This window comes from Parabacteroides acidifaciens, assembly GCF_003363715.1.
In the GTDB taxonomy this organism is placed as follows: Bacteria; Bacteroidota; Bacteroidia; order Bacteroidales; family Tannerellaceae; genus Parabacteroides; species Parabacteroides acidifaciens.
Window position 1 is genome coordinate 1 of sequence record NZ_QREV01000069.1, and the last position, 22,235, is coordinate 22,235.

Annotated in this window: 12 protein-coding genes; 9 read left to right on the plus strand and 3 right to left on the minus strand. The window is 42.9% G+C overall.

Annotated features, from left to right (window positions below):
- Positions 1-1,675: 1,675 nt before the first annotated feature.
- Positions 1,676-2,503, minus strand: a complete 828-nt coding sequence (locus tag DWU89_RS18530; protein ID WP_115501121.1) for a hypothetical protein — start codon at positions 2,501-2,503, stop codon at positions 1,676-1,678.
- A 161-nt stretch (positions 2,504-2,664) separates the two neighbouring features.
- Here DWU89_RS18530 and DWU89_RS18535 point away from each other — a divergent pair, with 161 nt between their 5' ends.
- The 7 genes from DWU89_RS18535 (at position 2,665) to DWU89_RS18565 (ending at position 14,041) form a co-directional block, all read left to right on the plus strand.
- Positions 2,665-3,234: an RNA polymerase sigma-70 factor gene (locus DWU89_RS18535; protein WP_115501122.1), complete on the plus strand. Its 570-nt coding sequence runs from the start codon at positions 2,665-2,667 to the stop codon at positions 3,232-3,234.
- A 69-nt stretch (positions 3,235-3,303) separates the two neighbouring features.
- The gene (locus DWU89_RS18540) at positions 3,304-4,284 is read left to right on the plus strand and encodes a FecR family protein (protein WP_115501123.1); all 981 of its coding nucleotides are present in this window, start codon (positions 3,304-3,306) and stop codon (positions 4,282-4,284) included.
- Positions 4,285-4,508: 224 nt separating this feature from the next.
- A complete protein-coding gene (locus DWU89_RS18545) occupies positions 4,509-7,730 on the plus strand; it encodes a TonB-dependent receptor (RefSeq protein ID WP_244205948.1) in 3,222 nt (1,073 codons plus the stop codon).
- A gap of 14 nt (positions 7,731-7,744) precedes the next feature.
- The gene (locus DWU89_RS18550; protein WP_115501125.1) at positions 7,745-9,466 is read left to right on the plus strand and encodes a RagB/SusD family nutrient uptake outer membrane protein; all 1,722 of its coding nucleotides are present in this window, start codon (positions 7,745-7,747) and stop codon (positions 9,464-9,466) included.
- A complete protein-coding gene (locus tag DWU89_RS18555; RefSeq protein WP_158543405.1) occupies positions 9,456-10,487 on the plus strand; it encodes a nucleoside hydrolase in 1,032 nt (343 codons plus the stop codon). Before DWU89_RS18550 ends, DWU89_RS18555 begins: the two co-directional genes overlap by 11 nt.
- A gap of 7 nt (positions 10,488-10,494) precedes the next feature.
- Positions 10,495-12,792 carry an apiosidase-like domain-containing protein gene (locus DWU89_RS18560; RefSeq protein WP_115501127.1) on the plus strand — a complete coding sequence of 766 codons (2,298 nt, stop codon included), beginning with the start codon at positions 10,495-10,497 and terminating at the stop codon, positions 12,790-12,792.
- A 19-nt stretch (positions 12,793-12,811) separates the two neighbouring features.
- Positions 12,812-14,041, plus strand: coding sequence for a glycoside hydrolase family 88/105 protein (locus DWU89_RS18565; protein WP_158543406.1), 1,230 nt, complete (start codon positions 12,812-12,814; stop codon positions 14,039-14,041).
- A 28-nt stretch (positions 14,042-14,069) separates the two neighbouring features.
- Here the strand turns inward: DWU89_RS18565 and DWU89_RS18570 are convergent, their stop codons facing one another.
- Positions 14,070-15,971: an SGNH/GDSL hydrolase family protein gene (locus tag DWU89_RS18570; protein WP_244205949.1), complete on the minus strand. Its 1,902-nt coding sequence runs from the start codon at positions 15,969-15,971 to the stop codon at positions 14,070-14,072.
- A 203-nt stretch (positions 15,972-16,174) separates the two neighbouring features.
- Here DWU89_RS18570 and DWU89_RS18575 point away from each other — a divergent pair, with 203 nt between their 5' ends.
- On the plus strand, positions 16,175-17,617 hold the full coding sequence (locus tag DWU89_RS18575) for an MFS transporter (protein WP_115501130.1): 1,443 nt from the start codon (positions 16,175-16,177) through the stop codon (positions 17,615-17,617).
- A gap of 101 nt (positions 17,618-17,718) precedes the next feature.
- Here the strand turns inward: DWU89_RS18575 and DWU89_RS18580 are convergent, their stop codons facing one another.
- Entirely contained in the window at positions 17,719-19,773 is a 2,055-nt protein-coding gene (locus DWU89_RS18580) for an alpha-L-fucosidase (protein ID WP_115501131.1), read from the minus strand.
- Positions 19,774-20,055: 282 nt separating this feature from the next.
- Between DWU89_RS18580 and DWU89_RS18585 the strand changes: the two genes are divergently transcribed.
- Positions 20,056-21,426 carry a Gfo/Idh/MocA family protein gene (locus tag DWU89_RS18585; protein ID WP_233551971.1) on the plus strand — a complete coding sequence of 457 codons (1,371 nt, stop codon included), beginning with the start codon at positions 20,056-20,058 and terminating at the stop codon, positions 21,424-21,426.
- The last annotated feature ends 809 nt before the right edge of the window (positions 21,427-22,235 follow it).

Consider the following 22,235-nt stretch of genomic DNA (forward strand, 5'->3'; position numbering starts at 1 on the left):
TGCAGGTGTATTATCAGCTTTTACCGAAATACAGATGTGACAACTTCGCTTTCGTATCAACTTTCAAGCCTGTACAAACCTGTTATAGTAGCGATAGATATTCCAAGAAAGTGAATGAAGTTCCCCCCCAAGAAATATCGGGTGAGCCGATTTTTAGGCTCACCCGATAATCATAGGGGATAAATATTCATTATTTCTTAAAACCAAACCATCTCTCATCTTTATCTATTCTCTCTGACTTTATTTGATACTTTTTTATAGAAAAAGTGTAATTGAACCGACATCTAACACCTTTTGTGGTTATACAGCTTATAATCAATCAGATCACCTGGTGGCAGGTAGGTGTCAGGTGGTGTCAGGTACCCTTTTACCGACACCGACCAACATACATATAAATTCCACCTGTCTACCTGTAAACTAAGTCAAAACATACAGTAAACTAATCCGAAAACAACAGTGAACTAAGTCACGGCATATCAGACATTAATAACATGTAGTTACTACTTATAGGCGATACATAGTTACTACCTGTTGCCGATACGTAGTAACTACCTATATGCGATAAGTAGTACTATGTATGAACAGTCCACAATATCTTACATAATAGTTTACTGCATGCTTTGACTTAGTTGATAGTAGGAAACGGATTAGTTTCCTACGAAGCGAAGCAGATAGATGACAATATGTTGGTCGGGTGTCAGGTGGTGTCGGTAAAAAAGGCTATCTAACACCTACCTAACACCCGGTAATTATGTAATTATCAGCAATATGCGTAAAAAGGTGGCAGGTGTTAGTTGTTTTGACGTTTTTTCTTAAATAATTAGAAACAGCTTCACTTCTTGGCATATTTGAGCTATCCCCTTCCCGCGCTCCGACGCGGGATCGCAAAGGAACAGGTTTTATACTAAACTGGTAAATAATGATTTATCGGTGAGTTGCAGAAGCCTCGTAGGGGCGGTTCGCGAACCGCCCAAAGCCCTGTAAGGGCGACAGATCATAGCCCAAGGCGTGAGCCTTGGGTTTAAACATGTCCACCTCCCGTCTTTGAGCCCTGTAAGGGCGATACCTTGTGACAGAGGATGTTGTGGTGCGCCCTTACAGGGCTAAGAGGGGGAGGGAGACGTTTCCTTAACCCAAGGCTCACGCCTTGGGCTGAGATCTGCCGGGCTTACAGCCCTAAGACAACGTCGCTATTATCCTGATAAATCATCATTTATGATTCAGGATGCGGCAGGCTGTTTTGCGATCCCGCGTCGGAGCGCGGGAAGGGGATGGCTCATTATTTCTTAGAAATGCCCTGTTTTAACACTTTTGACACCTTGCTTTTTCAATGAAATGGCACAAAATGATAGTTGAAATAAGAACTATCATGACCATATATCATGATATTCAATGCCATACGGGAAGTATGATGGTATGACAGTTCTTTCTCAAAAACTTTATGTAGAAGCTCACTTCTTGGCAGGTTTAAACGGATCCGTATAACCTGCCTTATCCTTGTGGTTATCCCCAATGATTATCGGGTGAGCCACACATCCCTCATAAATCATTCTATCTGCCGGGTTGCCCGCTCCTTAACGGCACCTCCGGATGGTTCGCGACCATCTTGCGGAAAATCGGGTAAGCCTTCTTCGCACTTATCCCAATGGTTTGCCTTGGAACTTACCGATTGTTTTTAGTATCGGATTCCGACCTCCGTTCCTTCCCATTTGTCGCAGAATGCGGTAACGGGGAAATTGTTTTCGTTATATTTATATGTATAAGTGACGGAAGAGATGTCGCCTTCACTGTTTTTAGACGTTATCTTGGTTATGTTGTTCCGGCGGTTCAGGAACTGGATATACTTGAAGTCGTTTTGGTTGGAGTATTGGTAATACCACCAGCCCAGAAGCCACATCGGTAATTCCGTATGGCTGATGCTTCCGGAAGCGTTGTCATATTCGTATGTATATTTTACCAGCAGGTTGGATTCTTTGTCGAACACTTCCTGCTTCAGCAGTTGCCGTGTGGCAGGGTCGAAACTTAGAAGAGCATACCGGTCGCCTTCCTCAAGTTGCTCCTTCCCGTTTGCTCCCCACCGGTAAATGCCGGTAAATGTTATTTTGGCAGGCAAGCCGTTCGTGTCGAGTTCCACTTCTTCCACATAGCTTATGTCAAGAGCCGGTTCACCGCCCCTGCTTACTTCGAAGGTATTATCACCGGTCTTTGTGAAGCCTACCCAGCCATGTCCGTCGGCAACATCTTTAGGCGGTGTATAGGAAATACCGGAAAATTGACCGTTCTCATAATTGAAATGAGTTGCATGCCCGTCCGGGTCCTGGATTCTGGAAAGCTTGTTGCCGTCATAAGTAAAGGAAGCTGTAAGCTGTCCGTTTGAAAGCAGGGCGCTGGGGCATCCGTCTATGCCTGTCAGCTTGATGTCGTCGTTATCACTGCAAGAGAATAAAGCCAGTCCTGCCACTGTGAGTATGCCGGACATGATAGTTGAAAATAACTTGTTCATAATAATATCTGGTATTTGTTTCTAATTAGATGATGAATCAAGGATTGGAATAGTTGCATCATTGGCCGAAGCAATATCCGGTTTGACAGAGGCAACAGTCGGAATGTGGAATAAATTCCTATATTTGTATCTCAATTGATTATTGTAAATGCAAAATAAGGATGTCGAGAGCCTCTGCGGATAAAACGGACCTGAAAGGTTTCGAGCAACTGTTCAATCAGTTGCAGCCTCGACTCTATGCTTATTGTTGTAAATATATAGAGGATAGCGAGCTTGCACGGGATATTGTTCAGGAATGTTTCATTAGTTTGTGGGAGAATTACGAAAGTGTGCAGATTTCTTATGAGTTCTATTTGTTCAAGGCTGTACACAATCGTTGCCTGTCTCATTTCCGTTCCGAACGAGTGCATGCCGAATATGCCAGTTTGGTCAAGATGAAGATCAAGGAAATCGAGATTCATCCCGAATTGCCTTATCCTTTGACAGAACTTTATGTGAAAGAAGTCAATGCCTTGCTTCAGGAAAGTATTTCCAAACTTCCGGAAAAATGCCGCCTGATCTTCATGATGAGCCGCTACCAGAATATGAAAAGTCAGGAAATCGCTGATGTCTTGGGTATTAGTGTCCGTACGGTAGATGCCCAGATATATAATGCATTGAAAATATTAAAGATAAAGCTGAAAGATTACCTGCCGGTATTGCTGTTGCTCTTCCCTCATTTCTTCCGTTAATAAAAAAAGTGCATTTTTGTCTAAGTAGTAACTCAGGCTCGTGCGTCATTCTAATAAAGAGCACGAGTTATGAAAGAATCTGTCGATATACTAATTATATCTTACCTGAAAGGAGAAGCTACACCGGAACAGCAGAATGAATTGTTGGCCTGGCTTGAAGCGGATGTGGAAAACAAACTCTATTTTCGGTCTATCAAGGATGTCTATGACCTGGGGCGGATAGAATCTGATCTATTAAATAGCCAGGTAGACCGTCAATGGAAAAAGTTTTTGGATCATGTTCTTCCTTCCCGCCGGAATCATCGTTGGTTGCAATTGGGGAAAAATATGCTTCGCTATGCCGCAGTCTTTATGTTCGGATTGGTTTGTATGCAGCTCATTTCCTATTTTGCTGATAAGAGAGAGGTGTCTTCCCGCTTGACTAAAATAGAGACTGGAGTAGGAGAGCGCTCGAAAGTGAGCTTGCCGGACGGTTCGACTGTTTGGGTGAATGCTTGCAGTTCGATTAGTTATGATGGGTCTTTCGGGGAAAAGGACCGTACGGTTCATATGAAGGGAGAAGCCTATTTTGAGGTAAAGAAAGATTCTACCAGGCCCTTTCTTGTTCATGCAGACCAATTTACTTTCCGGGTAACAGGGACTTCTTTTAATGTGTATGCTTTCGATGACGATCATGAAATGAGTCTTGCCTTAATTGAAGGATCAGTGACGGCAGAGAAGGGGACTTATACGGAGAAAATCCGGCCTGGCGAAGTTTTGGTTTATGACAAAACACATGCGAAAATCAGTCACAAGCAGCTTATTACCAGCTCGTACACTGCCTGGCGCTATGGAGAAATGTTTTTTGATAAGATGACATTCGAGGAACTGACTCTCCGGTTGGAACGTAATTTCAATGTAAAGTTTAAGTTTGAGAATCAGAAGATAAAAAAAGAATCATTCGGCGGTTCTTTCCGCAAATATGAATCGCTGGAAACTATTATGAAAGTGATCAGTACCAGTACGCCTGTCAAATACCGAATAGAGAAGGATACTGTGTATATAAAATAATTGAGTCGTTAACATTTGAATCTAATATGGAGGGGATTGCCTATGAAGTAAGGAAAAAGAGAAACAAATAGATAAAAAGCCGGGATAAGGTGGCACTTATCCCGGCTCGAATATCAAACAACTAAATTAATTGTCTAATATCATAATCGTACAACAAAGATATGAAAAAAGAATATTTAATCAAAGGTGTCATGCTTTTGATACCACAAAAAATATGGCTAAAAATGAAGCTGATAACAATCTTCTTGTTCCTTGTTACATTCTGCTTGCAGGCCAATAACACGTATTCTCAAAATGCAACTGTTAACCTGAATTTAGAGAATGTGTCCCTGACGGACGTTTTCAGAGAGATAGAGAAACAGTCGGATTACCGCTTTTTCTTTAACAGCACGGTTTTAAACGCAGTGAAGAAACAAAACGTGAAAACCGGAGAAAAAAGTATCACCGCTATCCTGGACCAACTTTTTGAGGGAACGGATATCGGCTATAAATTGATTGATAGATATATTGTCATAACTTCAAAGAAAGATGATATAAGTAAGCTGTTGACAAAATCCGATGCTTCCATACAGATTGTCGGGTTAGTTACGGATGAGGCCGGTGAACCGGTTTCGGGTGTCAGTGTGAGCCTGAAAGGTTCGACTGTTGGAACGATTACGGATGTTGATGGGAAATATACGATCAATGTGCCGACCACAAAGGCAGTATTGGTCTTTTCCTTTATCGGTTATGTCTCCCAGAATATAACGGTAGGCAGCCGTTCTGTCATCAATGTCAAGTTGAAAGAAGACAATCAGATGATCGAAGAAGTGGTTGTAATCGGCTATGGTTCTGTAAGGAAGAGTGATTTGACAGGATCTGTTTCGCAGGTTCGTTCGACTGTCCTCGAAAATCAGGCTGTTTTAAGTGATCCTGTGCAGGGGTTGCAAGGGAAGGTCGCAGGTTTGGACATTACAGTCGGCAATAAACCTGGTGACACCTCTACTCCGATTATCCGTGGCTATAATTCTCTGAATGCAGGGAATGATCCGTTAATTGTTTTGGACGGAGCTCCTTTCGGAGGGAAAATATCCGATATCAATCCCGCTGAAATTGAAGCGATAGATGTGCTGAAGGATGCGTCTTCAACAGCTATATATGGTTCGAGAGGCTCTAATGGTGTTATTATCATTACAACAAAGAGAGGGAAGATGGACGGTAAAGTATCTGTCTCTTATGATGGCTTTGTCGGGATTTCCAAATCGTTTAAAGATTATAACATGATGTCCGGTGATAAATGGGCGAACTACCTGAGAGCCGCAAATCCGGGAAAAACAGATGCTGAATTGTTTGTTGGAGTTACAGATATTCTGGAAAGCCGGAATTATGTGGATTGGCAGGATGAAATGTTTTCCGGTACAGGTTTTCAGACAGATAATAATATTACGGTGAATGTTGGTAAAGATAATATGTCTAATCTGATCGTGCTGGGATATAATAAGAATCAGAGTATAATCGACAACATGTCAAGCGAACGTTTCAGTATGCGCTTAAATGGTGATGTGAAACTCTTTGATCGGTTAAAGCTGGGATATTCGGCCATGTATTCGCATCGTAAGACTGATAATGGGAATAATAGTGTATTCCAGAATGGTACGACTCTTAATCCGGTTACTCGAATATATGATGAAGAGGGGGCATTGGCGTATTATCCGAGTCCCTATTGTGAAAGTTATATGCAAATAAATCCCATGTATTATGTAAGTGATGAATATCTGGAGAATCAATCTTTCAGAGATCGAGCTTTCTTTAATGTCTCTGCTGAATTGGATATTATTGAAGGTTTGAGTTTCCGTACAAGTTTGACTCCTGATTTCCAGTTTGTAGAAGATGGAAGCTACAACAGTCCATATATGAATTTGATGTCATATAATTCGTTGTCATATAAGAAAACAACAGAGAAGTCCTTGACTTTTACAAATATATTAAAGTATGATAAACGGGTAGGCATTCATAATATGAGTGTATCTGCCGTACATGATATGCAGACCTATTCGACCGACTATGTGCAATTGACAGGTTCGGATGTCCCTTATTATGGAAAATGGTATAATGTAAATGAAGCGCCGGATATTTTTGGGCGTACATCGTCTTACTCAAAATGGTCATTGCTTTCGTTCATGGGACGTATCAATTATACCTTGATGGACAAGTATCTGCTGACCTTGACCGGGCGTTATGATGGTTCATCCCGTTTGGCGAAGGGAAATAAGTGGGATTTCTTTCCTTCTGTCGCTTTGGCATGGCGTATTAATTCAGAGGCCTTTATGCAGAATGTAGATGCGGTTTCGAATTTGAAAATGAGGTTGAGCTGGGGGAATACAGGCAATACTGCGATTGGCAGTTATTCCACTTTAGGTGCATTTTCTAAATATCCGTATGTTATGGGAGTTGGTGAAGAATCTGCAATGGGATATTTACCGCAAGAACTGGCTAATCCGGGATTAGGTTGGGAACGTACAGAAGAGTTTAACATTGGTTTTGATTTCGGCTTCTTTCGAAACCGGATCGAAGGAACGCTTGATCTGTATCGCCGGGATACGCATGATTTGTTGATGAAACGTTTGTTGCCGATTACAACCGGCTATAATGAAACTTGGCAAAATATCGGTAAAACGAGGAATACAGGTATAGAAGTCTCACTAAATACAGTTCCTTTTGTGAATAAGAATTGGGAGTGGACTGTCGGTTTGACTTTTGCCTATAACAAAAATGAAATTATAGAATTGTACGATGGTCTGACACAAGATAGGGGTAACAAATGGTTTGTGGGTAAACCTTTACAGGTTGAGCTCTTGTATAAATATGACGGAGTCTGGCAGACAGAAGAAGTGGAAGAAGCTAAAAAATATGGCTATGAACCGGGTAATCCTAAAGTGAAAGATGTAAATCTGAATGGTAAATACGATCAGGATGACCAGTTTATTTATAATAAGATTCCGAAGTTTACCGGGGGCCTAAATACAACACTCAAATATAGAAACTTAGATTTGAATTTGTATTTCTACAGTCGTATCGGATATGGACAAAAGATCGGACTTTTGACATATGAAGCAGGTTCTTCACGAATGAATCATTTGGATGTGGATTTCTGGACTCCGGATAATCCTTCTAAAACATTCCCTAAACCTGTAGGTTCTAATACACAACCCCTATTGGATCAGAGTGATTATGCCTATCGTAATTTGTCATTCCTTCGTTTGAAGAATATCAATCTGGGATATACCTTCCCTTCACAAGTGATTGAGAAAATTAAGGCAAACCGTTTGAGGGTGTATTTGGCTGTTGATAATCCATTTGTTTGGACTTTTAATGGGTTTGAAGGGCTTGATCCGGAAAACTGCTATGCCTATAGCAGTCACCGACCGTTAACTTCTTTCGTTTTTGGATTGAATGTTTCATTTTAAAATAGAGTGATAGTATGAAAACAGTATATATTTATAGTATTTTATTTGTGGTCTGTTTATTACAGTCTTGTTCTTCTTTCTTGGATGAGACTCCATATAATAAAATTACAGCCGGCAATTTTTATACAAATGCAAAAGAGGCGGAACAGGGTGTAAATGGTTTGTATTCCCGGATGAGGACTTTGTATGGTTCCGGATATATTTTATATATGTGTGAAGCTCCTACTGATATCTGGAAAAGTGCAAAATCGATGGATATAGAATTTCAAAACTGGACTATTGATGCAACCTCCGGTAGTGTGGGTACACTTTGGAGTAATTGCTATATTACCATTAATCAGGCAAATGCAGTTCTAAAAGCATTGGAAAATAACGATATATCGGATTTGAGTGAAGGGAAGAAAAAGCAATATATAAGTGAAGCGAAATTTATCCGGGCACACCATTATTATCATTTGGTTCAACAATATGGTGCGGTTGAGCTAAAAACGGAACCAACTGAATCATTGGTTACCGAGGCTTATAAAACTTCAGAAGCTGAAATATGGAATTTTATCATAGATGAACTAAAATATTGTATAGAAAATCTTCCGGCTGAGCAAAATGTATATGGGCGTATTACAAAAGAGGCGGTTAAACATCATTTGGCGCGCGTTTATTTAACAGTTAAACGTAATGATGAAGATATTAAAGAAGCAAAACGGTTGACAGAGGAAGTCATTGCTTCTTCTCATTCTTTGCTGGGGTCTCATAAAGAATTGTGGAGTACGGATAATGTACGTAACTCTGAAGTTCTATTGCCTGTACTTTTCACGTCCAATACAGAACTAAACGGAGATGGTCAGCAACTTCATGTGATGTTTACCGCTTCCTATTCGGATCATTATCCGAAAGTGTTAGAGCGCGATTTGGCTTATGGACGTCCTTGGAGCCGTATACGACCGACATATTATTTGCAGGAATTGTATGACGCGGAAAAAGATGCTCGCTGGGAAGATTGCTATCGTACCTTCTGGCGTGTCAATAAGGAAGAAGCCACAGATATGATTTTTAGTCCATATACGAAAAAAACAGAAGAGGTTTTCTGGAAAAGAGGTGATTCGGCAATGATTATCCCAAAACACCCTTGGACAAAAGAGCAGGTAAAAGCTGTGTGGCCTGTATGGGTATGGATGCCTGATGAAATGAGAGAGGAATTACAGGATAAGATTCAGTCGGAAACTAATCCGGATGGAGAGTGGCCTTCCAATACTAAATTCCAGAGTGGCACCATGTATACAACTTTGATAAAATTGCAGGACCCATTGCGTCCGAGTGCGAATGAAATGAAGGGAGTTCGTGATGTTGTGGTTTTCCGTTTAGGTGAAACATATCTATTGGCAGCTGAGGCTTGCCATTTATTAGGTGACAATGTTAAAGCTGCTGAATATATTAATGTGATCCGAAAGCGTGCAGCTATATCTGGTAAAGAAAAAGAAATGGAGATAACGGCTACTCAGGTTAATATTGATTTCATATTGGATGAGAGAGCACGTGAGATGGCTGGCGAATTCTGCCGTTGGTATGACTTGAAACGGACTGGTAAATTATATGAGCGTATGAATAATCCGGCTATGAATGAGATAGTAGCTGGTAAATTTCAGAAATATCATGTGCTTCGTCCGATTCCGAGAGACCAATTGGCTCGTATTTCTAATCCGGAAGATTTTCCACAAAATGAAGGCTATGGCAATTAAGTTTAGAAAAATAGAATATCCGGGCATTTGTGCCTGGATATTTCTCCTTTTTATATTGAATTCTCAGTCTATTTCTGCTGCAGAATGTCATAAATCGGGTGTAAAGATTATTTTTGATACTGATATGCTGACTGATTGTGATGATACAGCGGCTTTAGGCATTTTACATAAACTGGCAGATGCGGGTGAGGTTGAGATATTAGCTACGATGGTTACCTCTTCTTATCCGATGTCAGCTCCGGTTGTGGATGTAATAAATACTTATTATAATAGGCCTTATATCCCGATTGGTGTCCCGAAAAATGACAGTGGAGTATATCGGGATAATTCATCTTTTCTGGATTCTGTTGCGATGGAATTTCCACATCGGTTAAGGTCGAATATGGAAGCCCCTGATGCTGTAGCCTTATACAGAAAAATATTAAGTGAACAGAAAGATTCTTCTATCGTTATCCTGACGGTTGGTTATATGTCAAACCTTCAGTCTCTATTAAAAAGTCTCCCGGATAGCTCTTCTTCATTAAGTGGAATGGATTTAGTCCGCAAGAAAGTAAAACTGTGGGTTTGCATGGGGGGAAATTTCCCGGTTGACGACGCGTCTGATAATGTTAACTTTACCCGTGATCCGGATGCGGCAGTGTATACGCTTACTCATTGGCCAGGAAAAATCCTTTTTGCTGGAAGAGAAATCGGGCACACCATATTTGTCGGGGATCGGTTGAAAGAAACTCCCTTGAATAATCCGGTTCGGAGAGCGTATCAATTACATCGGGAAAGAGCAAAAAACGGGCATTGGAACCATCATACAGCTGATCCAACTGCTGTTCTGCTGGCTGTGAGAGGAATATCTAATTATTGGACTTTAAGTGATTATGGGTATGTGGATATTAAAAAAAATTGTAGCTTTGTGTGGAAAGGCCATTCGGAAGGATATCAACAATATATTATACAGAAGATGGATCGTAAGGAGTTGGGGGAGATTCTGGAAGAATTGATGATAATGTCACCGAATAAACATTGAATAAAATATGAAAAAACGATTGATCTCAGTTTTTGGAATGTTACTATTCCCTCTGTTTCTTATCGCGCAACAGCGGGTGATCGTTGATACGGATATAGACTCGGATGTTGACGATGCCGGAACACTGGCGATGCTTTATACTTTGCATAAGCAGCATAAGATAAACTTGTTAGGAACTATTGTGACCAGTGATGATCCTTTTGCAGCCACTTGTGTGAGTGCTTTTAATGCGTTTTATGGGATGGGCCAGCTGCCGCTTGGCTTTTTAGAAGGGCAATCTTCCCTTAAAAACCATTCCCGCTATACAAGGCAGATTTCCGAAGAGTTTCCACACGACCTGGCATCTTGGAGAGATGCGGAAGCAGCAACCCATACATATCGAAAATTATTGGCAGAAAGTCCGGATCATTCTGTCGTGATTCTTACAATCGGTCATTTGAGTAGCTTACAAAAGCTGCTCCAGTCATCCGCTGACCAGTATTCACCGCTTAACGGGAAACAGCTGGTCGAGGCAAAAGTCAGGAAATGGTATTGTATGGGGGGACTATTCCCGGAGGGGAAAGAAGCGAATTTCTCACGTCCGGATCCAGCTTCGACCGTCTATTGTCTGGCTAACTGGACTAAAGATGTCGTGTTCTGCGGCTGGGAGATCGGTCAGCAGGTGGTTACCGGTGATGCGGCTTTAAAAGCCAAGTTGCCGCGTGAATATCCTATGTATAGAGCTTATGAGTTGTATAATAATTTTCAGGGACGGGCCAGCTGGGATCAGGTAACAGCTTTTCTATTGTCAGATGAGGCATCTCGTTATTTTGAGCTGGATAATGCCGGTTCTTGCCAACTTCAGGCGGACGGCAGTAACCGATGGATTCCGGGACCCAAACGTAATCAGTCTATTGTGCGGTTTAAGTCAGGTGTGAATGTTCAAGAGGTTGCCGGACAAATAACCAAGTTGATGTTAGGGAAAGACATCCCGGTCAATTCGTATATTCCTTGGAAAGGTAAATCAGTGGACTTTTCGCATGGCCCTCTTGTCGTTTCTGCTAATAAACGCTTTCTGGCGCATACGGATGGAACACCTTTCTTTTATATGGGCGATACGGCATGGGAATTGTTCCATCGTTTGACCGAAGAGGAGATTGATCGTTATTTGGAAAATCGTAGGGGAAAGGGATTTAATGTAATACAGGCTGTAATCTTGGCTGAACTTGACGGCTTGGATACGCCTGACCGTAATGGGAATAAGCCTTTGATAAATAATGATCCGGCAAAACCGAATGAAACTTATTTTCGATGGGTAGACCGTATTATCGAAAAAGCAGCCGCAAAAGGCATGTATATGGGACTGTTACCGACATGGGGAGATAAAGTGGATAAACAATGGGGAGTTGGTCCTGTTATTTTTAACGAACGGAATATTGCTGAATACGGACGCTTTCTGGCAAACCGTTATAAAGATTATCCCAATATAATCTGGATAATTGGAGGAGACCGGAATGGAGGTGATACCAATTTCCCCGTTTGGAATGCTTTGGCAAATGCGATAAAATCGATAGATAAAAATCATTTGATGACTTTTCATCCGTATGGAAGACATACATCGAGCAGGTGGTTTCATGCAGCCGATTGGCTTAATTTTAACAGTAGTCAGACTGGACATGCCGATTGTTGTTTCGACATATTTGAAAAATTGATTGTTGGTGATTATAATAAGCAACCGGTAAAGCCGTGTATCAATATGGAACCTTGCTATGAAGATCATCCTGTTCGTGGTAAGGTTTGTACTTCTACGACTTGGTTTGGCGATGCAAATACGCGTCAGGCATTATATTGGAGTCTTTTTTCTGGAGCAGCCGGGCATACGTATGGTTGCCATCCGATTTGGCAATGTATGTCACCTGCTTATACACCAACGGGGAATGTTCTTAATAATTGGTATGATGACCTGGACTTGCCGGGGGCCGGTAGTATGATACATGCCCGCAGGTTGTTTGAACGATATGATTATTTTAGCCGTCGTCCAGCTCCTGAGATTATTCTAACAAAGCAACAGGCAATAGGAGATATGGCAGTTGCAATACAAGGTGATGGGTATGCATTTGTTTATTTGCCCCATGGGAATGCGGTGGATGTCTCTTTGGAAGCACTGACGAATGCTTCAATTCTGACATTGCAATGGTATAATCCTCGCACAGGACAGTATTCTTTTATTGCCGATGTACCGGCTAAAGGAGGGTATCAGGTTAAGCCGGAAAGTTCAGGAAAAGGAAATGATTGGATATTTGTGATGAATTCAAAAAAAATGTAGTAGTATTTAAATGGTTCATATGATTATAAGATGTTTATTTATTAAGGCTTTATTGTTGGTCTCTTTATTCGGAATGGGGCAGGAAGTATCGAAAGAGGATGTATTATCTACCATTTGCCGGGTCGCTGATCATGTAATACAACAAACCACATATAGATATTATGATCAGGCCGATGGAAAACAGATAGATGATTTGTCCTGCTATGGTTATAATAAATATGTTGTTCCACAAAATGGTTATAACGACTGGAAATATTGGAACGGGGTTATTCATCTCAGCTTTAATGCTCTTGGCAAAATAACAGGTATTGAAAGATATCAAAACTATACAAAAAAGAATTTTGAGTTTTTCTTTAAAGATCGTCCTTATTTGAAATCGATTTATAAGGGAAATGACCAATGGCATTTTCCGGTTGCTCAAGGCATCAATATTACTCAATTGGATGATTGCGGGGCAATGGGAGCAAGCCTGATAGAATTATATGAAAACAACAGAGTGGTTGCATATAAAGAATATATAGATATGGCTGCCGATTATATAATGTATAGGCAACAGCGTTTGGATGACGGGACTTTTTCCCGTCCAGTACCTTATAATCATACGGTTTGGGCAGACGATCTTTATATGAGTGTACCGTTTCTGATTCGTATGTGGAAGCTGACAGGAATAGAACTCTATATGGAAGAAGCTGTTAATCAGATTTTTTTGTTTGATAAGCATTTGTATGATGAAAAAGTGGGTTTGATGTGGCATTGCTATTATGATGACTTAAAGGTGAACGGCGGAACTTATTGGGGGCGTTGTAATGGATGGATGATGGTGGCTATTGCGGACCTACTGCGTTTTTTGCCGGAGAACCATAGCAGGCGGAATGAAGTTATAGCATTATTGAACCGTCAGATACAAAATTTAGCACAATATCAGAGTGCTTCAGGCCTGTGGCATCAGATATTGAATAAAGAAGATTCTTATTTGGAAACATCTTGTTCGGCTATGTTTGTTTATTCAATTGCTTTAGCAATTAATAATGGTTGGGTTGATAAACGATATAAAACAATTGCTTTGACTGGATGGAATGGCCTTTTGACTTGCATTACAGACGAAGGGGCTGTAACAGGTATTTGTGCTGGTACAGGCATTGGCAATGATGTCAAGTTTTATTATGATCGTCCGACCCCATATAATGATATTCATGGTCTTGGTGCTATGCTTCTGGCTGGGGTAGAAGTTTCGAAGTTATTAGATTAGTTGTCTTTTAATGAATCAATATCCCCGCTCATTGATTTACCACGAAATTCCGTATCTGGCATTCCGTGCCGAGCGAATCCTGATTTTTCTTTTTCGACATGCGGAGAACCAGTTTGTGATCGGTATTTTTTAATTCTGTTTCCAGCATATATACCCAAGGGATATATAGGTTGTGGCTCCATTCTGTGAAAGTATCCAATTGTTTGAATGGGGCGCCGTCTACGCTGTATTCCAAGATACCGGCAGAAGGACCGCTGACACAGAAAATACCGATTGCTTTTCCCTTAAACTCAAGGGTTAATTGGTCGCCGGGGCGTGTGGCTTCCAGCATTGGGACATCTACGAAGCCTTTTCGTTTGCCCGCTTTATTGTCGGGATGCCAGTTGTCGACCAGCTTCCAACCTTTGTCTGAACGTGCTTTTTGGATATCGATGAAATCTCCGTTGTCGTAACTGTAGGCATCCAAAGGCTTGGAGGGAATTTCATGAGGCACAACAGCCTTTTCCGGAGAAAGGCCTTTCCATAGGTCGTCAAAAAGGTGCCCGATAGCCGCAGCATAAAATTTATGCCCGAACGGTTTGGGGTGCGTTCCTCCGAATTCATCCCAGGTAAATTCGCCATCTTGCATCCGTTCGCCTATCTCCTGACAGAGATTTATGGAAGGTATGAGATAGTGGTTAGCCACCCGTTCGTGGTTCAGGATCACGTCCGGTGTCTGCTTGCGGGCAACCATCGGAATGAAAGGATCATAGATAAAATGGAGCATCACGATGTCCATCTCCGGGTTGCTTTTCAGTGCATGGCGCACTTCGCCCTCCATTCCGCGTACTTGTTCGAGCGCGCTGAATCCGTTGGTGTCGTCGTTTACGGCCGCTTCCACAAAGAGAAGGTCCACTTTCCCTTTCGACAAGATGTCGTGTTGCAGGCGGAAAGCGCCCGGAGTTGTTCCGGTCGAACCGATACCGGCCTCGATCCATTCAAATTCAGTATAGGGGAAACGTTGCTGTAACTGTTGCTCGACCCTGTTGCGCCATCCGTCCATTTCTGTGATGGAGCCACCTAAGAAGGCAACCCGTGCACGGCGTTCTTTCTCGAATTTGTGGAACGAGTTTTGCAGGCTGCCACGCACATTATAGTGCAGATACTTCTCATATTCCGGCTGTTGGCGGAGAATGAAGTCTACTACCGGTTCCGGATTGTCCAGACTATGCGGATGGTGGTCGCATCCCTTCTTGATGATTACTTCAACCGGGCCTCCCGCTGCGAGGTAACGGGAGCGTACGATATCCATATTCTCTTTAAAGGGAACGGTCTGGTCGCTGTCACCGCATACGCTGATAATTGGAATACCGGCAGAAGCTATTGGTGCCAGATTATCGACCGGGTTCCCTTTGAAACTGTTCATATCTGCATCTGTCAGGTTCCATTCTTTTAACAGGTCATTCCATAAAGAGGCGTTTTTCCTTCCCGGCCAGCTGAACACGTCGCATACAGGCGCATCTACATATATGCAAGCTACTTTGTCCGTATTTTGGGCAGCCCAATTGAATGCGAATAACCCACCCCGGCTGAATCCCTCTAATGTGACTTTGTCGGAGAGGCCGTAGCGTGCGACCATTTCATGATAGAAATCTGTGCCCAAAGCAACAGCTCGCGGACTTCCGTATAAATGGGTTACGTCATAATAAACAATATGGAATCCTTTTTCCAGTAAAGCCTTGTCTACACTTGGAAAAGCATCGAAGAAGGCGGGCCGCCATATCCAGGGATTTCCTTTTGCCGCCTGTTTCGGGACGACGACAATCGCCTGCCGGTCTTTGAAGGTAAAATCGTAGCGGTCACATCCGTTCCATTCGCCAGTCTTTTCCTGGGCGTGGATGGCCAAATTGGCTATCAGGGAGAAAAGTATCAGATAAATAACCTTTTTCATAATAATTAGAGTATGCATAGTGTTTATATTACAGATGGCAAACGTACATAAAATGCTTTTTTTATGCAAATCAATTGTCTCATAATCCCGAACAGGATGTGAAAGAAATAAAATAGTAGATGTATTCGCACACACAAACTTGTATATAACGGAAAAAATAGCTTATATTTGCCGGCGTATTATGAAAAACGAATATTAATATCATGAACACATTTCAAAAAGTAAATGAGAAGATGACTAATTACAGATGGACAATCTGTGCCATGTTATTTTTCGCAACAACAGTGAATTACCTCGATCGACAGGTTCTTTCTTTGACCTGGGATGAGTTTATCAAACCTGAATTTCACTGGGATGAATCCCATTACGGTACGATAACATCAGTTTTTTCAATTGTATATGCCCTCTGCATGCTGTTTGCCGGTCGCTTTATCGACTGGATGGGAACAAAGAAAGGCTATCTCTGGGCTATCGGTGTCTGGTCGTTCGGTGCATGTCTTCATGCTGTTTGCGGTGTGGCAACCGAACATTACGTAGGGATGCACAATGCTGCAGAAATGATCGCTGCAACCGGTGATGTTGTGGTTGTATTAGCGACGGTGAGTATGTATTTCTTTCTGGCTGCCCGCTGTATTTTGGCATTGGGTGAAGCCGGTAACTTCCCGGCTGCCATTAAGGTGACAGCTGAGTATTTCCCCAAGAAAGACCGTGCTTATGCCACTTCGATCTTTAATGCTGGTGCTTCTATCGGCGCTCTGATCGCTCCTATATCCATTCCTCTGCTGGCAAAGGCTTGGGGCTGGGAAATGGCGTTTATCGTAATCGGTGCGCTTGGTTTCGTTTGGATGGGCCTGTGGGTCTTCATGTACACGGCACCGAGTAAGAGCAAACATGTCAATAAAGCGGAATTGGATTATATTGAACAGGATAAGCACGAAGAAGGCGTTGTCTTTGTAGAAGAAAAGGATGAGAAGAAGATCGGCTTCTGGCAGTGCTTTACTTTTAAACAGACTTGGGCTTTCATTGCCGGTAAATTTATGACCGACGGTGTTTGGTGGTTCTTCCTCTTCTGGACTCCTTCCTATCTGAATACACAGTTTGGAATCAAGACTTCCGACCCGTTAGGTATGGCGTTGATCTTTACCCTGTATGCTGTGACCATGCTTTCTATCTATGGTGGTAAACTCCCGACTATTTTTATTAACCGCAGTGGCATGAACCCATATGCAGCGCGTATGAAAGCAATGTTGATTTTTGCGTTCTTCCCGTTGTTGGTTTTGCTGGCGCAGCCGTTGGGTACGGTTTCTCCCTGGTTCCCGGTTATTCTGATCGGTATCGGTGGAGCTGCCCACCAGTCCTGGTCTGCTAATATTTTCTCAACTGTTGGTGATATGTTCCCGAAATCAGCGATTGCCAGTATCACGGGTATCGGCGGTATGGCAGGTGGTGTCGGTTCCATGATCTTGCAGAAAGTAGCAGGAAACCTGTTTGTTTATGCTGATGTTACCCAAATGACATTTATGGGCTTCTCCGGTAAACCGGCCGGCTATTTTGTGATATTCTGTGTCTGTGCTGTCGCTTATCTGATCGGATGGGTGATCATGAAGATGCTGGTTCCGAAATATAAAGTTATTGTTCTGGAATAATTTGAATATAAAATTATATACGATATAAAAAGAAGGAGGATGCGTTTGCCGTATCCTCCTTTTTTGTAGGAATTTTCTGATATTCCGATTTAGTAGCCGTTTTATTCTGTGATAACGGAGAATTCCCCGATTCCTGCTTGAGGCAGGCTGTCGACAATCCGGGTTGCTACAATCCGGATGGTGTTTCCTTTCACGGCCGGAAAATGAATTACTTGCTCAATCGGATTTGCCTTGATATTTGAAAACTCGCCCTCTGCTACTTTCTTTCCGTCGATAAATAACTGATAGTTGGCAATGTGTCCGCCGGCGTCCCTTCCCTGGTTCGGGGTGTACCGGAAACCTGAGATTAGCCTGTCTTTATCCAGCCGGACAGTCAGTTCCGGCTTGCCTTTAGGCAAATAGAAAGCCGTGTAGCCGTTTCCGTCGAAAATGTTATTTGCCTTTTCTTCTTTGGGAGAAACAATCGTATAGCAGCTTGCCGGAATATCCAGTTCCGATACGGATACCGGGCTGCTCTTATCAAATGTCGGGTCGTAAGAGATCGCTTTGACCACACCTTTTTGGGCAAATGTGAAAGGTCCCGTGTAGACCGTAGCCTCTTTTGTCGGGTCGCTGCCGTCAGTAGTGTAATGGAGCTCTGAATTGGCATCACCTGCCTGGATGGAAACTTCATTGTTCCGGTTGCGGCTGATGACAGGCTCTGTCATTAGTGCCGGTGCCAGGAATGCTTCTACATTATTGATACATAACGGGCCTCTTGCATCGGTAAAATTGATCCGTATTTTGTCTGCCTTGAATGTCTGGAGGCGGACAATACGTTTGTAGCCGACTGTCGTTGTCGAATCGACTGCCTGAACCGGATACCACTTGCCTTCTTTTTCCGCTTCAATATTGAACGATTTGACTCGTTGTCCCAATGGGATATATTCCTGAATAACCAGACGGTTTATCTCTTTGGCAGTGCTGAGGGTGAAGGTCAGTGTCCCTTGGGTTACACCGTCATCGGTTGCCCAATAAGTATCCCAGTTCCCGTCGTTCACTTTGTTTGCGCTGAATTTGTGTCCACGTGTGTTGCTGGCCTCCACATAGGCCCCCTCTAACAGGTTATCTTTCATGTCGTTTTGGATCGTCTGATACCATTCTATGGCCCGGATGGAATCAGACGGACTGATCTTCCCGTTGAGGGCAACCGGGAAATTCAGCAGGAAATTGGCATTGTGTCCGACACTGCGGTAATACAGGTCGACCAGCTTGGCCAACGATTTTACCTGGTGGTCTTCCCGGGCATGGTAGAACCATCCCGGACGGATGGATACGTCGCATTCGCCGCCCAGCCATTTGTCGCCGTTTTCCATTCCCCACTGGCTTTGACGGTAATTTGTTTCTTTATCGTATGAATAAGGAGACCATTGCGTATCGCCCGCCCATCCTTCTTCGTTTCCGATCCAACGGATATCGGGAACTGTCCCGCCGAATATCATGGCTGAAGGATGCAATTCTTTGATCGCTTTTCGCGCCTCTTCGTATTTGTAATAGGTCTTAGCATCGATAGAACGGCTTTCGTCAGCCCCTCCGTACCAACCGCTACCGCCATTTGCCCCGTCGAACCAATACTCGAATAGCGGTCCGTAGTTGCTGATCAATTCATGCATTTGTGCATGGAATTTCTCGACATATCCCGGAGTCCCGTAGTTGGCGCTGTTACGGTCCCAGGGAGAAAGATATAAACCGAATTTAAGTCCGTGTCTCCGGCAAGCATCCGATAAATCTCTTACCATATCGCCTTCCCCGTTTTTCCAGGGAGAGCTTTTTACGCTGTAATCCGTCGTAGCAGTCGGCCACAGGCAGAAACCGTCATGGTGTTTCGCTGTCAGGATTACACCTTTCAGTCCGGCAGCCTTGATGGTACGTACCCATTGGTCGCAATCCAGGTCTGTCGGGTTAAAAGTAGATGCGGGTGTATTCCCGTATCCCCATTCCAGGTCGTTGAATGTGTTCAGGCCGAAATGGACAAAGGCATAAGTTTCCAATTTATGCCATTCCACCTGCTCAGGTGTCGGAACTGGCAAAACAGGAGCTGGCGCCGTAGCTTCTTTACAAGAAAGCAAGAGGCTTAAACCGAGCCCGCATAGAAGTAGTGAATTTGTGTTTTTCATTATTTGTGATGAATTTATGTATGGCTCAAAGATAAGAAAAAAACGAATTTGGAAGGTCGTATTACATTGTTAGCTTTTTTTAATTATTGTCATTCCTAAAGCTTCGGGAATGGCTGTGCTTCGCGTTAATACTACAATATGTAATGACTTATTGTTTAAAATACAATTTGCAGGAACTTATATTCTTAATAATATGTATGATAAAACAAAGAAAATATTTTCTTGTTTCGGTAAGATTCAGTATGTTTGAGGAATATAGAATCTAAATTATTACTTATTACCATGAAGAGACGAGACTTTTTAACAAACACCGCTCTGTTAGGAGCCGGTATTCCATTAGGCATGACATCGGCAGTAATGACTTCTTGTTCCTCACCGCAGGGTGGCGATGCTCCTGCTCCTAAAACATACACTCCGGAAGAATTGGGGATGTATTCATTTGTAGAAGTTGCTCCTGACGGGAAACCGCTGAAAGCCGCTTTGGTTGGTTGTGGTGATCGTGGAACCGGTGCTGCCACTCAGTTTTTGAGTGCCGGACCGAATGTGTCGATTATTGCGTTGGCGGATTTATTCCCGGATAGAATGAATAGTTGCCGTAAGGTTCTAAAGGAAAAATTCAATAATGAAGTTCCCGATGCCAATTGTTTTTTGGGTTTTGATGCTTATAAGAAAGTACTGGCCATGAACGAAATCGATGTTGTGTTGCTTTGTACTCCTACGCATTTTCGCCCCGAACAGTTTAAGGCAGCTGTGGAAGCCGGAAAGAATATCTTTATGGAAAAACCTTGTGCCGTCGATCCGACCGGTATCCGTACCGTGATTGCTGCGGCAAAAGTGGCTACTTCGAAAGGGCTTACCGTTATTACGGGGACGCAGCGCCGCCACCGTAGAGATTATTGGGAGGCATTCGTGCAGGTGAAAAATGGTTTGATTGGTGATATCGTTTCTTCTACGGCCCATTGGGATCAGGGTGCCTGGTGGAATAAGCGGAAACGTCCCGAATGGAGCGATATGGAATATTGTATCCGTAACTGGTTTAATATTAAATGGCTGAGTGGCGATCATCTGCTCGACCAGGCTGTCCATAATATCGATATTGTGACTTGGTTTATGGAGGATCGCCCTGTCCGTGCAGTAGGCTTCGGGGGACGGGCACAACGTTTGACGGGCGATATCTTCGACTTTTTCAGCGTAGACTATTATTACAACAATAATAAACGCATGTTGGCAACCGCCCGCCAGATTGACGGATGTGATGGAAACGTGTCGGAACAGGTTTATGGAACAAAAGGCATGGCTCAACTGAATGACCGGGGTGAAATAAAGATCGTTGATTATAATGGAAATGTGCTTTGGGAATACGATTATAAGAATAAACCTGTTAAAAACCCGTATGACCAGGAACATGTGCATCTTGTAGAGTCTATCCGTTTGAATAAAAAGATAAATCAGGCTGAGGCTTTGGCTTATTCTACTCAAGTTGCAATTCTGGGACGTGAAGCCGCATATACGGGCAAGCCGATTTCATGGGATGAGATTATGGCTTCTACCTTGCACTATGGTCCCGAAACATATGAGATGGGTCCGTTGCCATTCTATAAAGAAGGTCAGGCTCCGGTTCCGGGTAAGGCTCCGGATGCTCCGGTAATGTAATTTAGGGGGGCTTATTGTAAAAACCTCCTTTTCGCCTCTCGCTCGGCCTCCAAAAGCGAACAAATGTTAATCCGCATTTTGGCCGTCAAAAAGGGACTTTTTCCTCTTTTTTGAGTGTTTTCCCCAATTACGACCGTCCAAATCGCCACCACGACCGTGCTAATGTGTAGTGCACTCGGCACCTCGCGAAGATTAGGACGGTCGTAATGGCGATTATGACCGTCCTAATTAGAAAGAGGACCGTTTTCATGGCAAAAAAGCCCCTTAATTTCCTTGCGATATTCGGAACGCCGTCCGTTTTGTTTTCAAATATTCGATTCTCCGGGAGTTAAGGTTTTCCACTTTGTCGGCTTATCCGGCATTCGGCAATCAAAAAGAATGCTTTTTGGAATTGCCCCGGCACCTCATTTCTCCCGTTGTCAGAAATAAAGTCCAATCCCGTACAAATAGTCAATCCAAAACGGATCAACATTTCAGGTGAAATAGAAAAACGGCTGAAAATGGGGTTATTGTATAATTTGATTATTTCTTTTCTCCTCTTTTTGGGGTCCCTCTGCCTCACGATCCCGTACCGACAGAAAGGAAGCGGAGTCATGCCTCCCTCCCCTGTCTCGTACATTATATAGTAATAGGAATCCTTGATTTTCCAGCCGTTTCGATAGTTGAAAAAAAGTTTCCCCCGTAACTCTCAGCATTTCAGCGCATCCCGCAAACCTGTTGCATTCCGATGAGAAAATAGTTGCAAAAAGATTTGGAAGTTATGTTGTAGGGCAGTACTTTTGCACCCGCATTCGAGAGAGAACGGCAGT

Excerpts from the sequence above, each read along its gene's own strand:
- DWU89_RS18530 (WP_115501121.1), bottom strand. The coding sequence starts at position 2,503 with ATGAACAAGTTATTTTCAACTATCATGTCCGGCATACTCACAGTGGCA.
- DWU89_RS18535 (WP_115501122.1), top strand. The coding sequence starts at position 2,665 with ATGTCGAGAGCCTCTGCGGATAAAACGGACCTGAAAGGTTTCGAGCAA.
- DWU89_RS18540 (WP_115501123.1), top strand. The coding sequence starts at position 3,304 with ATGAAAGAATCTGTCGATATACTAATTATATCTTACCTGAAAGGAGAA.
- DWU89_RS18545 (WP_244205948.1), top strand. The coding sequence starts at position 4,509 with ATGAAGCTGATAACAATCTTCTTGTTCCTTGTTACATTCTGCTTGCAG.
- DWU89_RS18550 (WP_115501125.1), top strand. The coding sequence starts at position 7,745 with ATGAAAACAGTATATATTTATAGTATTTTATTTGTGGTCTGTTTATTA.
- DWU89_RS18555 (WP_158543405.1), top strand. The coding sequence starts at position 9,456 with ATGGCAATTAAGTTTAGAAAAATAGAATATCCGGGCATTTGTGCCTGG.
- DWU89_RS18560 (WP_115501127.1), top strand. The coding sequence starts at position 10,495 with ATGAAAAAACGATTGATCTCAGTTTTTGGAATGTTACTATTCCCTCTG.
- DWU89_RS18565 (WP_158543406.1), top strand. The coding sequence starts at position 12,812 with ATGATTATAAGATGTTTATTTATTAAGGCTTTATTGTTGGTCTCTTTA.
- DWU89_RS18570 (WP_244205949.1), bottom strand. The coding sequence starts at position 15,971 with ATGAAAAAGGTTATTTATCTGATACTTTTCTCCCTGATAGCCAATTTG.
- DWU89_RS18575 (WP_115501130.1), top strand. The coding sequence starts at position 16,175 with ATGAACACATTTCAAAAAGTAAATGAGAAGATGACTAATTACAGATGG.
- DWU89_RS18580 (WP_115501131.1), bottom strand. The coding sequence starts at position 19,773 with ATGAAAAACACAAATTCACTACTTCTATGCGGGCTCGGTTTAAGCCTC.
- DWU89_RS18585 (WP_233551971.1), top strand. The coding sequence starts at position 20,056 with ATGAAGAGACGAGACTTTTTAACAAACACCGCTCTGTTAGGAGCCGGT.